The sequence below is a fragment of the Hymenobacter sp. 102 genome (genome assembly GCF_049949205.1).
Lineage (GTDB): Bacteria > Bacteroidota > Bacteroidia > Cytophagales > Hymenobacteraceae > Hymenobacter.
This window is the reverse complement of the sequence record NZ_CP188172.1, coordinates 4587777-4604021: the sequence shown is the minus strand read 5'-3', so window position 1 is coordinate 4604021 and position 16245 is coordinate 4587777. Positions and strand designations below refer to the sequence as shown.

Here is a 16245-nt window from a genome sequence, read left to right as displayed (position 1 = left end):
TCCAATTCATGTCTTTTCAACTACCGGCCGAGCTTGCCCAGCAGCCGACACCTTTTACTACTACGACCTGCAGCTGCTGGACCAGACGCTGGCGGCCCTGACGGCAGCAGCCCGGCCCGGCAACTTTCAGGTGCACTATGCCCTCAAGGCCAACTCCAATCTGCCCATTTTGCAGCGCATTCAGGCTGCTGGCCTGGGGGCCGACTGCGTGAGCGGGGGCGAAGTACAACGAGCCCTCGAAGCCGGGTTTGCCGCCGACCACGTGGTATTTGCCGGCGTGGGCAAGTCGGATGCGGAGATTAACCGGGCCCTGGCCGCCGATATTTTCTGCTTCAATGCTGAATCGGTGCCGGAGCTGCGGGTGCTGAACGAGCTGGCTGGGGCCCAGGGCCGCACGGCCCGGGTGGCGCTGCGCATCAACCCCAACGTGGATGCCCATACCCACGCCTACATCACCACCGGCCTGGAAGCCAACAAGTTTGGTATCAGCCTGCAGGATTTGGGTGGCGTTATCGACAGCCTCGACAGCCTGCCGCACGTGGAGTTGATTGGACTGCACGCCCACATCGGCTCCCAGATTACCAACCTGGCGGTGTTTGCCGACCTTAGCCGCAAACTCAACGAGCTGCAAACCTGGCTGGAAGGCCGGGGCCACCACCTGCCCCACCTTAACGTGGGCGGCGGCCTGGGCATCAACTACCAGGACCCCGACGGGCATCTGGTGCCGGATTTCGCGGCCTACTTCGGTATGTTTGAGCAACACCTGCAGCGGCGACCGGGCCAACAGGTGCACGTGGAGCTGGGCCGGGCCGTGGTGGCGCAGTGTGGTACCCTGGTGAGCCGGGTGCTGTATGTGAAGGAGAGCCAGCAGGTGCGTTTCGCCATTCTGGATGCGGGCATGACGGAGCTGATCCGGCCCGCCCTGTACGGCAGCCACCACCACATCCAGAACCTGAGCAGCCAGGGCGAGTTCCGGCCCTACGACGTGGTAGGCCCCATCTGCGAGTCGTCGGACACGTTTGCCAAGGGCGTGCTGCTGCCCGAAACCCAGCGCGGCGACCTGGTGGCTATCCGCTCGGCGGGGGCGTACGGGGAGGTAATGGCTTCGGGCTACAACCTGCGCGAGAAGGCGGCGGCCGTGTACCGGTAAGCAGCACGTATCCTTCACCGGTTGAAAAGCCGCATTGGCTTGGCAGAAGCATCCGTTGGGCAAAACTTCCGGCACGGCAGCAGGCGGCTCCCCTATCTTTGTTTCAATATCATACGGCGCTGGAAAGATGAATTGGAAAGGAACATCTTTCGCAGTGAAGCGTTGCGGTTGACGCAGGAGTAGGGTGGATATTATAAAGATTGCTCACCGCAACCCCGTTGAGAAAAAGCCGCTGCCTCTGGCAGCGGCTTTTCTGTTTTCAGTTCCGGCTGGTTACCACCAAATGGTCCACTTACCCAGCTGCCGCTGCTGCCGGAAATACCGCAGCATCCAGCGCCGCTCGGGTTTCAGCTCGCCTTTAGCCAGCAACACCGGGTGTTGCAGCAACAGTGCCCCCAGTGTGGGCTCCTGCGCGGGGTCCTGCAGGTAAATAAGCTGCCGCCGCCAGGCATCGTTGGGCTGAAACTGCGTTTCCCGGTTCAGGCTGGCATTACCATCATTCAGAGAAACCGGCACTTGGCTCAGTTCAAAGGCCAATGAGGGCAGCAACTCATTGTACACCAGCACTGGCCGGCCCGTGAGGTGCTGACTCCGGATAAACCCGGCCAGCGGACGGCTGCCGTTGAAGGCCAGCTCATTCTGCTGCATGATGGGCTTGGCCGAGAGCAGCAGAAACGCCGTAAACAACGCGGTAGCCACCAGCAGCCGCGGCGCAATGCGCACCTGGTTCCAGAGCGTGAGCGTGAGCACCAGCGTAATTACCCCGGCCGCCGGCCAAATGGCGGTGAGCGGCTTCACCTCAATACCCAACGGCAACACCGTGGCGAAAATGGGCAGCAGGCACAAAGCGCCCAGCAACAGCCCATAAAATGCCACCATGCCCACGTACCAACGGTGCAGCACGGCCTCGGTGCAGCGGCCCAGATAGTACACTGTGAGCAGCACCACGCCCGGGAAAATGGGCAGCACGTACAGCAGCAGCTTGGATTTGGACAGGGAGAAGAACAGCAGCGGCACCAGCACCCAGAAAACAAGCACGTTGCGCCACTCCCGCGGCACCGAGTTCCAGGGCGTGCGCACGGCCCGCACCACCAACGCCACGGCCCAGGGCAGACTGGTAGCCGGGGCCAGCACCAGGTAAAACCACCACGGCTTGCTGCGGTTGAAGGTAGCCGCGTTGGCAAACCGCTCTACGGTGTGCTCCACCAGGAAATACCGCACGAAGGCGGGGTTTTCGGCCATCAGGTACAGGTACCAGCTCAGGCCTACCAGTACAAACAGCCCAAAGCCCAGCCAATGATGCACCGTGAACGGCCGGCGCGGCTGGCCCTGCCGGAAATAGTGGCCGATAACCGCCATCAGCGGCAAAATGAAGCCTACCGGCCCCTTCGTCAGGAAGGCCAGCCCCAGCCCCACCCAGAACAAGTACAGCCACCGCGCCCCGCCCTGGTGGTAATAGCGCAGAATGCCGTAGGTGGCGGCCAGTTCCAGGGTGGCCAGGTACGCATCGGTCGTAACATTCAGGGCCGAAATGAGTACCACCGGCAGCGTGCCGTAGATGACCGCCGCCGCCAGGGCCCGGGCCCGATCCTGCCGGAACAGCAGCAGCCCCAGCCCATACACCAGCACCACCTGCAGCAGCACCGCCAGCACCGGCAGCACCCGCACGCCCAGCGTATTCTCGCCGAAAAGGCCCAGCCCGGCCGCCGTGAGCCAGTACGTGAGCGGGGGTTTATGGAAGTGGTAGATGCCCAGCAGCTGCGGGTGCAGCCAGTCCTGGCCGGCAAGCATTTCCCGCCCGATTTCGGAGTAGCGGGCCTCACTGCTTTCCAGCGGCCCCCAGCTGCCCAGCTGCGTCAGGAAGGCGGCGCCCAGCACCAGTACAAATATCCAGAGCCAGCGGCGCGAGGTCATGGGAAACGGCATAGCAGCAAAATTCAGCGGCAACGAGGTAAGCTGCCGCGAAGGTAGCCACAAAGCCCGCCCGGCGTATTATTCCGCCGTAGCTTCCGTAGTTCCCGCAGGTGGCGAGTCGGTTTTGGGCGGCGCTGGGTCTGTGGGCTTCCGCATGATGCCTAGCGCAATGAAAGCGGCCCCTACTCCGATAAAGGCCCGCAATTTTGGAGTTGTTATGCCGATAATCAGCCACATTAAGCCCACTGCCAGAAATGGGGTTGGGCGGAAACGGGAAGTTGCTGCCATTGTCAGAAGCCGGTAGATAGGTACCGACAGTACCGAATATAGCAGCATTGAGCCGGATTAAGGTGTAGTTTTAAAGTCCGGTATCCTGTTGTGCCCATGAATGACCCCGAAATTCGAACCTTACTGTACCCGTTGCTGCTAGGCGGGGTGTACGTGGATGAGCTGCCCACCGGTACCACCCGCGCCGATGTGGTGCACATTACGGAGCAGTTCATGCACGGCTACGAGCTGAAAGGCGACGCTGACACGTTGCAACGCGTGGCCCGGCAGTTGCCCTGCTACAGCCAGGCCTATGATTTCGTCACGTTCGTTGTCACCGAAAAGCATCTGCCCAAGCTGCTTACCCAAGTACCCGAGTGGGTGGGCGTGCTGGTGGCCTCGCCAGGGAACCTGCACCTGCACCGCCCGGCCCTCTACAACGCCACTGTGGAGCGGCCCGCCGTGGCGGCTTTGCTTCGGGTGGAGGAAATCAAGCAATACCTGCTGGCCCGGGGCCTGCCCGGCGTGAGCACCCTGCGCCGCCGCGACATCCTGAGCTTTCTGCGCACCACCCGCCTGGTACCCCTCTCCGACCTGGCCCACTTTGTACGGCGGCAACTGATGGGCCGCATGGACGAGCGGCTGCTGATGCGGGCCGAGCGCAAAGCCGAGCGGGAACGGCTGGCCCGGGTGCGCCGCAAGCGTCCCGGCAAGCGGCAGAAACGGTAACGTCTGGCAGCGGGCACAACCTCCTTGCTACCTGAGCAGTTAGACAAAAGTACACTGTCTGGAAGCTGCCATGAAGATTCTGCTCACCGGGGCCAATGGCTACATTGGCCAGCGCCTGCTACCGCTGCTGGTGGAGGCCGGCCACCACGTTACCTGCCTCGTGCGCGACGCCCGCCGCTTCGAGCTGCCCGAAAGCCTGCGCAGCCGCATCACCGTGGCCGAGGGCGACCTGCTCAAGCCCGATTCGCTGGCTGATTTGCCCCTGGATATTGACGCAGCCTACTACCTGGTGCATTCCATGAGCGGCCACGACAAGGACTTTTTCCGGCTGGAGCAGGAGTCGGCCCGCAACTTCACGCAGTACCTCAACCGCACCGGCTGCCGGCAGGTCATTTACCTCTCGGGCATCGCCAACGACCGGGCCCTAAGCGTGCACCTTCGCTCCCGCAAAGCCGTGGAAAAAGTACTGCGCAAAGCCACCCACGCCCAGCTCACGGTACTGCGGGCCAGCATCATCATCGGGTCGGGGTCGGCCTCGTTTGAGATTATCCGGGATTTGGTAGAGAAGCTGCCGGTGATGGTGACGCCCCGTTGGCTGAACTCGCGCTGCCAGCCCATCGGTATCCGCGACGTGATGCACTACCTCACCCACGTGCTCGATAACCCCGCCTGCCTGGGTCAGTCGTTTGACATTGGCGGGCCCGATGTGCTGACCTACCGCGAAATGCTGCTGGAACTGGCCGCCGCGCGTGGGCTCAAGCGGTACATCATCACGGTACCGGTGCTCACGCCCCGGCTGTCGTCGTGGTGGCTGTATCTGGTTACCAGCACCACGTTTTCGCTGGCCCAGAGCCTGGTGGAAAGCCTGCGCAACGATACTGTGGCCGACCCGCGCCGCAGCATTGCCGAGGCTGTGCCGCACGCCTGCATGCCCTACCGCGCCGCCGTGGAGCTGGCCTTCCAGCGCATTGAGCAGAACGAAGTGGTCAGCAGCTGGAGCGACGCGCTAAGCAGCGGCGTGATGCCCCGCAACTACATGGACCACATTCAGATTCCGCAGCATGGCCTGCTCACCGACCGCCAGACGCTGCGCTTCACCCGCCCGCCCCGAGAGGTGCTCCAGAACGTGTGGAGCATCGGGGGCGAGCGGGGCTGGTACAAGGTAGATTGGCTGTGGCGCATCCGGGGGCTGCTGGACAAGCTGGTGGGCGGCGTGGGGCTGCGCCGGGGTCGCCGCTCCCCTACCGACCTGCGGGCCGGCGACCCGCTGGACTTCTGGCGGGTGCTGGTAGCCGACCGCGCCGGCCGCCGTCTGCTGCTGTACGCCGAAATGAAGCTGCCCGGCGAGGCCTGGCTGCAGTTCCGCATTCTGCCCAATGAGGATGGCTCGTACACCCTGGAGCAGTTGGCCGCGTTCCGCCCCCACGGGCTGCTGGGCCGGCTATACTGGTACTCGCTGGTGCCGTTTCACTTCATTATTTTCAAGGGCATGATCGAAAACATTGTGCACTACGGCGAAACTAGGCCCCTGCCCGCCCCCCGCCCCGAAACGGCCGAATCCGGAGTGCTCCCGCGGTAGCAGGCCCCAGTGTGCGCAGCTAAACAGCTCCTGTCTGTCTCCTGCTTACCAGCAGGTCAGAAAATCCTTTGCCACCCAACATAACTATCTATATATCATTTATATAATCCTTATTTAATTCGCTTATAAAGTCTGATGTGGCGGAAAAGTGGTTGAAGGCTGATCAGGCAGCCTGCTACCTTTCAAGCAGTTATTCATCCTCCCTATTCCTTTGTGTTGGGTCACACTGCCCGCCTTTAGCCGACTGGTTTTTATTGGCGCATCCCGGCCGCCTTCTGTCGCCTTATGTTGAGGAAGCGGAGGCGGCCTTTTTAGTGCCCCAGCGCAGCCGGAAAACCGGTTTACTTTTCCCATTCCTATGAGCTGTCTGTTACTTACCGCACCCTACACGTGGGCCGTACCGGCTGATGCCGGCTACGACTTCTATTCGATTTTCTACGTGCTGGCCTTTGCCCTGAACCTGGTATTGCTGGTGTGGGAGGGCCACCGCCGGGGGTATGCTATGCGGCCCTGGCTGGTGCTGTTGGCCTGCACCACCCTGGCGTTTATCCTGGGCACCAAGCTACTGGCTCTCAGTGGCCCGGAGTGGCGCGGCCTGCTCAGCACCGGCCGCTGGCCCGGCTCGGAGGCCCGCACCGTGCTGGGCGGGGCGTTGGCGGGCACGCTCACGCTGCTGGCACTGCGGCGGCCATTCGGGTTCAGTTGGCACGTATTCGATGCCTTCACGCTGCCCATGTGCGCGGCCCTGATGGTGCAGTGCATAGGCTGCGTGCTCACGGGCTGCTGCTTCGGCGAGGCCACGGCCGGCGGCTGGGGCCTCACCTACCCGCCCGACACGCTGCCTTACCTGGTGCAGGCGGTGCGGGGCACCATTCCGCTGCACGCGGCCCACTCCTTACCGGTGCACCCCACGCAGCTGTATTCGTTGCTGCTGTGCGCGGGCGTGGCTCTGGTGTTGGTGCTCACCCGCCATAAGCCCTGGCCCGGCGGCAGTCGGCGGTTGCTGCACCTGGGGCTACTGCTCACGGGCCGGCTGCTGATTGAGTGCTGGCGCGACCCGGCCGGCGAGCAGGTAGGTGCCGCCACGCACGTGCACCTGGGCGTGGCCCTGAAACAGGTGCAGTGGGTGCTGCTGCTGCTGGGACCGGCCGTGCTGGGCCTCTGGGTTTGGCGGCTGCGGCAGGCCCCACAGCCCGAGCGGCAGCCTACTCAGAATTCTGTGCGCAACCTGCTGGCCGTGGCGGCGCTATTGCTGCTTACGGCCTGGCTGGGCCAGCAGGCCCTTACGCTGCCCGAGGTGCTGGTGGTGAAGGCACTGCTGCTGGGCGTACTGTTGCTGGAAGGCGGGGCGCTGCTGCTGGGGGCCGCCGGCCTGTTGCAACCAGCCCGGGCGGCCCTGCCGCTGGGCCTGGCCACGGTGGTATTCATGCTCACCAGTCAGGTACCCGTCGACTCGGCTCACACGGGCCGCGAAGCGTACAATACAGTTGACTTTAGCCTGAGCACCGGCTCGTTTGAGCGGGAACAGAATACGGGCGGGGGGTGCAACGGGTCATCCCAGCTGCTGGAATACCGCCACCGCTACACCACCGGCACCGTGGGGTTTGCCCACACCCGCTTGCCGGGCACCGATGAGAAAGGCCGCCTGCATAAAGCCGAGGCCACCTGGGGCATCCGGCTGCACGCCGGTTCCGACCGCCAAACGCCTCTGTACATTCCCCCCGGCGGCCCTTCCGAATCCTCCCAGCGGAACTCCATCATAGCTGTTAATCCCTATGTGCAGCTGGACCGCAAATGGCTGGGTGTGGGTGTAGGGCTGATGGCGGGCAGCCTGGGCTACCACCGCATCCTGTACGGCGACGAGCAGAGCGTACTCGATGGGCAGGCCTCATTGCGGGTTGGGCCCCGCCCCCAACTGTTTGCCCTGGCCGATTACAACTTCCTCGGCTACGGCGTGGCCAACCCCCAGCACCGCCTGGGTTTGGGCACCGGCTTTGGGGGTACGCGCTGGCAACTGGTGGGCGGCGCGGCGCGGGCTAAAGACTACGATATTGCCGAGGGCCAGAGCCGGTGGTCGGGGTTTGTGGAAGCCCGGGGCACCATTACGCCGCAGTGGCAGGCCAGCAGTTTTGTAACGCTGGGCAACCCCACACAGCAGCAGATCGGGCTCCGGCTCGGCTACCGATTACCAAATAAATCCACCCAACGCTGATCCGCCGACGGTAAGCTGGTTATAAGGGCAAAGTGAGACGTTCGTTCCGGCAGCGTGCCGCCGGAACGAACGTCTCACTTTGCCTTTACTTAGATTTTAAGCACGGAACGTTACGCCTAGATTTTCTCCGGCAGCAGCGTGGCCTCGGGGAAGTTGCCCAGTACGGGCGTGGAGCCCTCGGTTACGGCTTCTACCAGCAGGTTGCCGCCCACGAAGGCCCCTTTCCACGATTCACCCAGGCCACCGAATACTTCTTCCCGGTCGCCGCGGCTGCGGAGCTTGTTGATGCCCATTTTAAAGGCGCGCACCTCTTTAGCCGTACGAGCAGCCCACTTCTCATCATCCGAAGCCAGAGCTCCTACCAGGGCCCCGTTGCTGATGTTCATTTCGCCCACCAGCTCCTCCACGCGGTCCACCAGCACAATGCTGTCGATGGGGCCGAAGGGCTCCTTGAAGTATAGCTCGCTCTGGCGGGGCAGGTTCACCAGGGCCCGCGGGGCGCGGTAGGCCGAGCGGTCCTGGCCGGGCAGGAACAGCGCGTCGTCGAGCTTGCCCTCGTAGATGGGCGTGGCTCCGGTTTTCAGCGCGTCCTGGTAGAGGCGGTCCAGGTCTTCGGCCTGGGCCCGGTTGATAACGGGACCAAAGGCTAGGTCGGGCAGCTTATCGTCGGGCGAATCCACCAGCGTGGGGTTGCCGATTTTGAGGTCCTTGATGGTGTTCCAGTAGGTTTCCACAAACTGCGGAAACAGCCGCCGCTCCACCACAAAGCGCACGTAGGCTGTGCAGCGCTGCTTGCCGTAGTCGTAGCCTTTCTTGAGCTGGTCGGCGAGGCCGTTCCAGTCGGAGAAATTCCAGATGCCGTAGGTGTTCACGCCTTCCATTTCCAGCATGTAACGCTTGTGCTCCTGCGAGAGGGCATCGGCAATGTTGCGGCCGTTGTAGCGCCCGCCCACAAACGAGAGGCAATCCACGGCTTCGTTTTTCACCAGCACGTCGCTCAGCTCGCCGCCCGAGCCGCTCACCAGCGTTACGGGCAAGCCGCAGCGGCGGGCAATGGCAAACGTAAGGCTCAGCGAAATAAAGCCACCGTCGGTGGGTGTTTTGGCAATAACCGAGTTGCCGCACAGCGCCTGCACCAGCACCGCGTGCAGCAGCACCGACATGGGATAGTTCCAGGAAGCAATGTTGCTTACCAAACCCAGCGGCTTACGCTGGCCCAGCATGCCCTCAATATTATCCACGTACCACTGCACGCCTTCAATGGCGCGGTCGATGTCGGTGAAGCCCAGCTTGTAGGTTTTGCCGATTTCCCACATCAGCAGCTTGCCAATCAGCTCCACGTTGTCGCGCAGCTGGTTGAGGCAGTCCTGCACCCGGCGCTTACGCTCGTCCAGGTCCACGCGGGCCCAGTCGGCGGCTTCTTTTTTGGCGGCCTGCGGCGCGCAGGGCTACTTCCCGGCTGAGCATGGGCAGGCTGCCGATTTCGGAGCCATCAATGGGCGACGTGAACGGGCGGGGCGTGCCGGGCTCCTGCCAGCGGCCTTCCAGCAGGTTCAGGTAGCCGTTGCCATCGGCCGTGAAGATTTCGGGCGTAACGTTTTTGGTTTGCTGCAGCAGGAAGTCAAACGCTACCTGCGGGGAAACAATTTTTGCCATGAGGGAGAAGGTGTAGGGTTGCACAGGGCGCCGGCCGCAGCCGGGGCATTGCGCGTCAAGGTACACGGTTCGGGCAATCTGCCTAAACCACATGCTTAAACTAGCTGGAATTTCCACAGGTTTTCAGCAGCCACTTCTGCGGCGGCCAACAGGCTGGCTACCAGCTCCGGAGAGCCCACAAATAATGGACTGCGCTGGTGAAAATCGGTGGGCTGCACATCGAGCACGGGCCCGGTGCCGGTTTCGGCCCGCCCCCCGCCTGCTCAATCAGGTAGGCCAGCGGGAAGCATTTGTAGAGGATGCGCAGCTTGCCCTGGGGATTCTTGCCGGTGGGCGGATACAGGTAGATACCGCCCGTGAGCAGGTTGCGGTGGTAGTCGGCCACCAACGAGCCCACGTACCGCCCGCTCTGGCCCCGGCGCTTGCATTCGGTGAGGTACTCCCGCACGTATTCGGGGTAATCAAACCAGTAACCCTCGTTGCAGCTGAACACGGTGCCGCTGGCCGGGATGGTGATGCTGGGGTGCGAGAGGAAAAATTCGCCCAACGACTGCTCGTAGGTGAAGCCCGCCACGCCGTGGCCGGTGGTGTACACGAGCATGGTGCTGGAGCCGTACAGGATGTAGCCCGCCGCTACCTGAGTGCGCCCGCCCTGCAAAAAATCCTCAGGACCAGCCGGCTGCCCCACCGCCGACACGCGCCGGTAGATGCTGAAAATGGTGCCGATACTGATGTTGACATCGATGTTGCTGGAGCCGTCGAGCGGGTCGATGGCTACCACGTACTTGCCCTGGCAGTTGCCGGTATGGATGATGTCGTCCTCCTCCTCGCTGAGCACGGCGCAGGCCTCGCCCCGTTGGTAAGCGCCCTGATGAACCAGATATTGGTTTCCACAACGAGCTTCTGCTGAGCCTCGCCCTGCACGTTCTGCTGGCCCATGCTGCCGATGATGCTGGTGAGGCCCGCCCGGTTCACCTCCCGGTTCACCTCCCGGTTCACGATTTTGCCCGCCAACGCAATGTCGCGCAGCAGCTGACTTAGCTCGCCGGTGGCAAACGGAAACTCGGCCTGCTTGCGCATGATGTAGCGCTCCAGGGTGGTGCCCACCGGCTGGGCAATGCGGTTTTCAACGGACAAATTCATAGCACGAATAGGGCCAGAGGAGCCCGCAGAATGCGCACGGGTGCATTCCGGATGGGCATGTAGCGCGAAGCCTTTGCTTCGCGTATTGTCAGGCAATTTTGAGGATTTGGCTATTCAAGTTGCCGGGCAGGCGCGAAGCAAAGGCTTCGCGCTACAGGCCTTTATCGGGCTGTTTCGGGCTTTGCCAGAGCACCACCTGCCAGCCTTTTTTAGCGTCTTTGATTTGTACCACCACGTACTTGAGGTGGGCCAGGTTGGAAGTGCCATCGGGTTTGTTGGAGAGTTTGCTTACAGCCGCCTCGTTTACTTGGCGGCGGGTTCGTCGAAGCGAATCATTTGCATGCGGGGGGCAAACACCTGCATCAGCACCCAGGCCAATAGGTACGCGCCGCCACAAATCAGGAACATGATGAAGTAGGCCTTATTCAGCTGCCCGATGCTTTCGTAGTACACAAACATGCGCTTCTGCACCAGGGCCGTGAGCAGGATACCGCCCAGCCCGCCGGCCATGCCGCCCAGGCCGGTTACGGAGGCCACGGCCCGCTTCGGGAACATATCGGAGGCGGTGGAGAAGATGTTGGCGCTCCAGGCTTGGTGGGCGGCGGCGGCAATACCAATCACCAGCACGGCCAGCCACATGTTCAGCTGCCCCAGGTACTGGGCAAACACGATGGGCAGCACGCACAGGGCAATAATCAGCATGGAAATCTTGCGGGCCTGGAAAGCGGGCATGCCCCTTTGATGAGGCGCAGCGGAATCCAGCCCCCACCAATGCTGCCCACGCTGGACAGGATATACACCAGGGCCACGGGCAGGGCCACAGCGGTGTTTTGCAGGCCGTATTGCTTGTTCAGGAAATCGGGCAGCCAGAATAGGTAGAACCACCAGATGGGGTCGGTCAGGAACTTACCGAAGATGAAGGCGTAAGTCTGGCGCACCCGCAGTAGCTGGCCCCAGGAAATTTTGGGCTGGGTTTCCACGGCTACGGCCGCCATGTCGTTCACGTCGCTGTGGATGTAGTCGAACTCGGCTTTGGTGAGGCGGGCGTGGCGGGCGGGCACCTCGTAATACGCATACCACAGCACCAGCCAGATAAAGCCCAGTCCCCCGGTAATCAGGAAAGCCCATTTCCAGCCATTGGCGCTGGCGGCGGCAATAAACGGCACCGTGAGCGGGGCCAGAATGGCGCCCACGTTGGAGCCCGAGTTGAAAATACCGGTTGCCAGGGCCCGCTCCCGCTGCGGAAACCACTCGGCCGTGGTTTTGATGGCCGCCGGGAAATTGCCGGCCTCGGTAACGCCCAGAAACGCCCGCGCCACCGAGAAGCCCACCGTGCTGCTCACCAGGGCGTGGCCCATGGCCGCCAGGCTCCACAGCAGCGTGGAGAGGGCGTAGCCGGTTTTGGTGCCCAGCCGGTCAATCACGCGGCCCACGCCCATCATGCCCACGGCGTAGGCCACTTTAAAGGACAGCTCGATGTTGGCGTAGTCGCCGGCACTCCAGCTGAACGCCTTTTCAAGGTGGGTTTGAGCAGGGAAATAACGGCCCGGTCGAGGTAGTTGATGGTGGTGGCGAAGAACACCAGCGCACAAATCGTCCAGCGGTACCGGCCAACCGCCGTGGCGGCCGGAGCGGCAGTGGCAGGAGCAGTGGGAGTTTGTATCATCGAGTTCGGGAATTCGGTGGGAAGTACTCAGATGGAGAAGCCACCCAAAGGCGGCACTGACAAGACATTCCGTTTTGTCATCCTGAGCGGAGCGAAGGACCTTACCACGTGTGCCATGCTAACGAACGAACAGCTCGGTCTAGCGCGACAAGGTCCTTCCCTTCGCTCAGGATGACACGGCAGATTGCGTGAAGGCCAGCAGACGGGCAATCAGCTGCTGCAGGGCTTCGGGTTCATCGGCGTTTTTGAACAGCTGGGAGCCCATGCCCACCACATTCACGCCCGCGTCAAACCACTCGCGCAGGCTTTCCTCGGTGGGCTCTACTCCGCCGGTTACCATTAAGGGCACGGTAGGCATGGGCCCGCGCAGGCTTTTGATGAAGCCCGGCCCCAGCACGTTGCCAGGGAAAATCTTCACCACGGCCGCCCCCAGGCGGGTAGCGTGGTACACTTCCGAAACCGTCATGGTGCCAGGCAGCCAGGGCGTTCCGCGGCGGCGGCACACGCTGGCCACTTCTTCCGTAAGGCAGGGCTGCACTACAAAATCGGCCCCGGCCTCAATAAACCGCTCGGCATCTTCGGCGGTGTATACGGTGCCGATACCCAGCACCATATCGGGGCAATTGGCCTGCACGTGGGCTACCAGCTCTGTAAATACTTCAAAAGCATTGGTCCCGCGGTTTGTAAACTCAAATACCCGCAGTCCGCCGGCATAGCACACCTCCAGGATCCGCTTGGCATACGCCGCATCGGCGTGGAAGAACACCGGCACCACCGGGTAGCGCAGCACGGTTTCGAGAAGTTGGTCGGCGGAAAAGCGGGACATGTTGTTGGTTTTTGGTTGATGGTTTTTGGTTGGTGGCTTTCTGTTTTCTGATTTTGACTCAATGAGCCACCAACCAAAAACCACCCACTAAAACCGCCGCTACCTGAGCAGGCGGCCGGTGGTGTTGCCGGCTACAATGTGTTCGACTTCGGCGGCGGTTACCAAGTTGATGTCGCCGGGGATGGTGTGCTTGAGGGCGGAGGCGGCGGTGGCAAACGTGAGGGCCTGCGGCACCATGGGATAGGTCAGCTGGCCGTAGATGAAGCCGGAAATAAAGGCGTCGCCCCCACCGATGCGGTCCACCACGGGGTTGATGTCGAAGTCCTCGGTTTCGAAGTACTCGCCGCCGCTGTAGGCCAGGCCCCGGATTCGCTCGTGGGAGGCACTTTGGGTATTGCGACGGGTAGCAATAACCTGCTTGATCTGCGGGAACCGCGCCATCAGCTGTTGGCTCATCGATATGAAGCTGTTTTCGGCCCCGGCTTCGGGTTTGATGCCGAACAGGTCTTCGGCGTCGCCTTCCGTGCACACCACCAGGTCGCAGCCGGCTACCAGCTCGGACATCACGTCCTGGGCGCGCTGGCCGTACTGCCAGAGGTTGCGGCGGTAGTTCACGTCGGCCGATACGGTGAGGCCGAGGCGGCGGGCGGCAGCAATGGCCTCCCGGGTAGCCTGCGCGGCCGTGGACGAAATGGCGGGCGTGATACCCGTCCAGTGCAGCCACTGGGCATTACTGAATACCGCGTCCCAGTTAAACCACTCCGGCTTCAGGTTGGCAAAGGCCGAGTCGTACCGGTCGTACACGATGCGGCTGGCCCGCAGCGAGGCTCCTACCTCCAGGAAATACAGCCCCAGCCGGTGGCCCCGGAACACGCAGTGCTGCATATCTACCCCGTGGTGCTGAAAATGCTGCGCGGCGGCGCGGCCCACGGCGTTATCGGGGAAGCAGCCGGCGTGGGCGGCCGGTACGCCCAGGTAGGCCAGCCCGGCGGCCACGTTGGCATCTCCCCCACCGTAGGTTACGTCCAGCGAAGCCGCCTGCGACAACCGCTGGCACTGTGGGGGCGACAACCGCATCATAATTTCACCAAAGGTGACAACTTGCTTCATGTTCCGTGGCTTCTATTAACTGGTTCAGCACTTTAAGCTCCGAAATTAGCCTTTGCTTACACAATCGATTGTGATAAGTTGGTAAAGATGCTTGGACTTTAGGTAGTAGCCCAGTTTTTTCGCTTCTTTTTTTACTTAAACCGCCACTGATGAGGCGTTTGCCGGTGCATTCGCGAAGCCAAAATAGGCTTTCGCGTTGTGGTAGCAAATATTCTGCACGATGCCGCCCAGCAGGTCCAGATCAGCGGGCAGCTCGCCGTTCTCCACGTTCTCGCCCAGCAGGTTGCAGAGTACCCGGCAGAAATACTCGTGCCGGGGGTACGAGAGGAAGCTGCGCGAATCGGTGCGCATGCCCACAAAACGACTCAGCAGGCCCATGTTGCTCAGAGCGTTGAGCTGCTTTTCCATGCCCTCCTTCTGATCCAGAAACCACCAGCCCGAGCCGAACTGCACCTTGCCGGCCACCGAGCCGTCGTTGAAGTTGCCTACCATGGTGGCCAGCAGCTCGTTGTCGGCGGGGTTGAGGTTGTAGAGGATGGTTTTGGCCAGCTTGTCCTGCGAGTCGAGGAAGCGGGCCAGGGCGCGGGCCTGCGAGAAGTCGCCGATGGAGTCCCAGCCGGTATCGGGGCCGAGCTGGCGCAGCATGCGGGAGTTGTTGTTGTTGCGCAGGGACGCTTGCAGGTCGTGGTAGGTCTGGATGTCTACGGCCGCCGACTGGCCCAGCTTGTCGAGGTAGGCGTTGTAGGTGGCGGCATCCTCCACGGCCATGGCCTTATCGGGGCGGAACGTGGGCAGCACCTGAATTTCGAAGCCGCCGGCCTGCAGGGCACGGTGGTGCTCCAGGGAATCGGCCGGGTCGTCGGTGGTGCAGAGGGCCTCCACGTTTATGCGGCGCAGCAGGTTACGCACCGAGTACGCGGGGGTTTGCAGCAGGGCGTTGCACTGCTCGTAGATGCGGCGGGCCGAGGCTGGATTCAGCAGCTCCGTGATGCCGAAGTAGCGCTGCAGCTCCAGGTGCGTCCAGTGGTAGAGAGGGTTGCGCACCGTCTGGGGCACGGTTTCGGCCCATTTCTCAAACTTTTCCCAGTCCGAAGCGTCGCCGGTGATGTAGTGCTCGGGCACGCCGTTGGTGCGCATGACCCGCCACTTGTAATGGTCGCCTTAGAGCCATACCTGGGTGATGGCGTCAAACTGCCGGTCCTCGGCAATCTGCTCGGGCAGCAGGTGGTTGTGGTAGTCGATGATGGGCATCGGCCGGGCGTACCCGTGATAGAGCATGCGGGCCGTGGCGGTTTGCAGCAGAAAGTCGTCGTTGAGAAAAGGCTTCATGGGTGGGGATTTTATACTCCTGTCATCCTGAGCAGCGCGAAGGAGCTTATCCCTCATGCACAATTCACTCAGGCACAATCCAGGCGTGATGAGGTCCTTCGCAAGCTCAGGATGACAGATAGAAATCAGCTTATAAACTCACCCCGCGCTTCCAGGGGATGAAATCGGTCTGGTCGTGGCGCACGGCGACTACTTCCTCACCGCTGGCCACGCGCACCACGTAGTCGAGGATGCGGGCGCCGGCCTGCTCAATGGTTTCTTCCCCGTCGATGACGGTGCCGGTATTCAGGTCGATGATGTCGGGCATGCGCCGGGCCAAAGCCGTGTTGCTGCTGATTTTGACCGCCGGGGCAATGGAGTTGCCGGTGGGCGTGCCCAGGAGGCCGGTGGTAAATAGTACTACCGTGGCCCCCGAGCCCACCTCGGCCGTGGTTGATTCTACGTCGTTGCCGGGGGTGCAGAGCAGATTCAGGCCAGACTGCGTCACCAGTTCGGGGTAATCGAGCACGGCCACTACCGGCGAGGAACCGCCCTTGCGGGCCGCTCCACCCGCACATCGCCCGGCAGCCGCCCGAACCAGGCCAGCAGATTACCGCCGCCCAGCCACAGCAGCGTCCCCAGCACCATCAGGCCTAGGCCGAGCAGGAACAGCGTTTTATCGAGG

General features: G+C 62.3%; 13 protein-coding genes and 3 pseudogenes. 4 read left to right on the top strand and 12 right to left on the bottom strand.

The window, feature by feature from the left end:
• Nucleotides 1-4 precede the first annotated feature (4 nt).
• Complete coding sequence (gene lysA, locus ACN19L_RS19915; RefSeq protein WP_426493607.1) at nucleotides 5-1150, top strand: diaminopimelate decarboxylase; 1146 nt, start codon at nucleotides 5-7, stop codon at nucleotides 1148-1150.
• A gap of 273 nt (nucleotides 1151-1423) precedes the next feature.
• On the opposite strand, the gene ACN19L_RS19910 is transcribed toward lysA, so the two are convergent.
• Nucleotides 1424-3076 (bottom strand): ArnT family glycosyltransferase, encoded by a 1653-nt coding sequence (locus tag ACN19L_RS19910; protein WP_426491202.1) that lies wholly within the window; start codon nucleotides 3074-3076, stop codon nucleotides 1424-1426.
• Nucleotides 3077-3448: 372 nt separating this feature from the next.
• Between ACN19L_RS19910 and ACN19L_RS19905 the strand changes: the two genes are divergently transcribed.
• The 3 genes from ACN19L_RS19905 to ACN19L_RS19895 all read left to right on the top strand — a co-directional run bounded on the left by ACN19L_RS19905 (nucleotide 3449) and on the right by ACN19L_RS19895 (nucleotide 7851).
• Nucleotides 3449-4060, top strand: coding sequence for a sce7726 family protein (locus tag ACN19L_RS19905; protein WP_426491201.1), 612 nt, complete (start codon nucleotides 3449-3451; stop codon nucleotides 4058-4060).
• A gap of 70 nt (nucleotides 4061-4130) precedes the next feature.
• On the top strand, nucleotides 4131-5639 hold the full coding sequence (locus ACN19L_RS19900; RefSeq protein WP_426491200.1) for an SDR family oxidoreductase: 1509 nt from the start codon (nucleotides 4131-4133) through the stop codon (nucleotides 5637-5639).
• A gap of 358 nt (nucleotides 5640-5997) precedes the next feature.
• Complete coding sequence (locus tag ACN19L_RS19895; RefSeq protein WP_426491199.1) at nucleotides 5998-7851, top strand: prolipoprotein diacylglyceryl transferase family protein; 1854 nt, start codon at nucleotides 5998-6000, stop codon at nucleotides 7849-7851.
• Between the two features lie 116 nt (nucleotides 7852-7967).
• On the opposite strand, the gene ACN19L_RS19890 is transcribed toward ACN19L_RS19895, so the two are convergent.
• From ACN19L_RS19890 to ACN19L_RS19840, 11 genes and pseudogenes are all read right to left on the bottom strand, one after another.
• The gene (locus ACN19L_RS19890) at nucleotides 7968-9251 is read right to left on the bottom strand and encodes an aldehyde dehydrogenase family protein (protein WP_426491198.1); all 1284 of its coding nucleotides are present in this window, start codon (nucleotides 9249-9251) and stop codon (nucleotides 7968-7970) included.
• The gene (locus tag ACN19L_RS19885; RefSeq protein ID WP_426491197.1) at nucleotides 9232-9507 is read right to left on the bottom strand and encodes a hypothetical protein; all 276 of its coding nucleotides are present in this window, start codon (nucleotides 9505-9507) and stop codon (nucleotides 9232-9234) included. The genes ACN19L_RS19890 and ACN19L_RS19885 overlap by 20 nt, the downstream gene beginning before the upstream one ends.
• A 95-nt stretch (nucleotides 9508-9602) precedes the next feature.
• A pseudogene (gene fbp, locus ACN19L_RS19880) lies at nucleotides 9603-10650 on the bottom strand (class 1 fructose-bisphosphatase).
• A 303-nt stretch (nucleotides 10651-10953) separates the two neighbouring features.
• Complete coding sequence (locus tag ACN19L_RS19875; RefSeq protein WP_426491196.1) at nucleotides 10954-11382, bottom strand: hypothetical protein; 429 nt, start codon at nucleotides 11380-11382, stop codon at nucleotides 10954-10956.
• Nucleotides 11346-12242 (bottom strand): MFS transporter, encoded by an 897-nt coding sequence (locus ACN19L_RS19870; RefSeq protein ID WP_426491195.1) that lies wholly within the window; start codon nucleotides 12240-12242, stop codon nucleotides 11346-11348. The genes ACN19L_RS19875 and ACN19L_RS19870 overlap by 37 nt, the downstream gene beginning before the upstream one ends.
• A gap of 240 nt (nucleotides 12243-12482) precedes the next feature.
• Nucleotides 12483-13142 carry a bifunctional 4-hydroxy-2-oxoglutarate aldolase/2-dehydro-3-deoxy-phosphogluconate aldolase gene (locus ACN19L_RS19865; protein ID WP_426491194.1) on the bottom strand — a complete coding sequence of 220 codons (660 nt, stop codon included), beginning with the start codon at nucleotides 13140-13142 and terminating at the stop codon, nucleotides 12483-12485.
• A 99-nt stretch (nucleotides 13143-13241) separates the two neighbouring features.
• Nucleotides 13242-14252 carry a PfkB family carbohydrate kinase gene (locus ACN19L_RS19860; protein ID WP_426491193.1) on the bottom strand — a complete coding sequence of 337 codons (1011 nt, stop codon included), beginning with the start codon at nucleotides 14250-14252 and terminating at the stop codon, nucleotides 13242-13244.
• A gap of 135 nt (nucleotides 14253-14387) precedes the next feature.
• A complete protein-coding gene (locus tag ACN19L_RS19855) occupies nucleotides 14388-14921 on the bottom strand; it encodes a glucuronate isomerase (RefSeq protein ID WP_426493606.1) in 534 nt (177 codons plus the stop codon).
• Between the two features lie 54 nt (nucleotides 14922-14975).
• Nucleotides 14976-15530 (bottom strand): annotated as a pseudogene (locus ACN19L_RS19850) (glucuronate isomerase); the annotation flags it as partial.
• A 181-nt stretch (nucleotides 15531-15711) separates the two neighbouring features.
• A pseudogene (locus ACN19L_RS19845) lies at nucleotides 15712-16134 on the bottom strand (altronate dehydratase); the annotation flags it as partial.
• Nucleotides 16095-16208 carry a DUF2905 family protein gene (locus tag ACN19L_RS19840; RefSeq protein ID WP_426493605.1) on the bottom strand — a complete coding sequence of 38 codons (114 nt, stop codon included), beginning with the start codon at nucleotides 16206-16208 and terminating at the stop codon, nucleotides 16095-16097. The pseudogene ACN19L_RS19845 and the gene ACN19L_RS19840, both read right to left, overlap by 40 nt.
• Nucleotides 16209-16245: the final 37 nt, after the last annotated feature.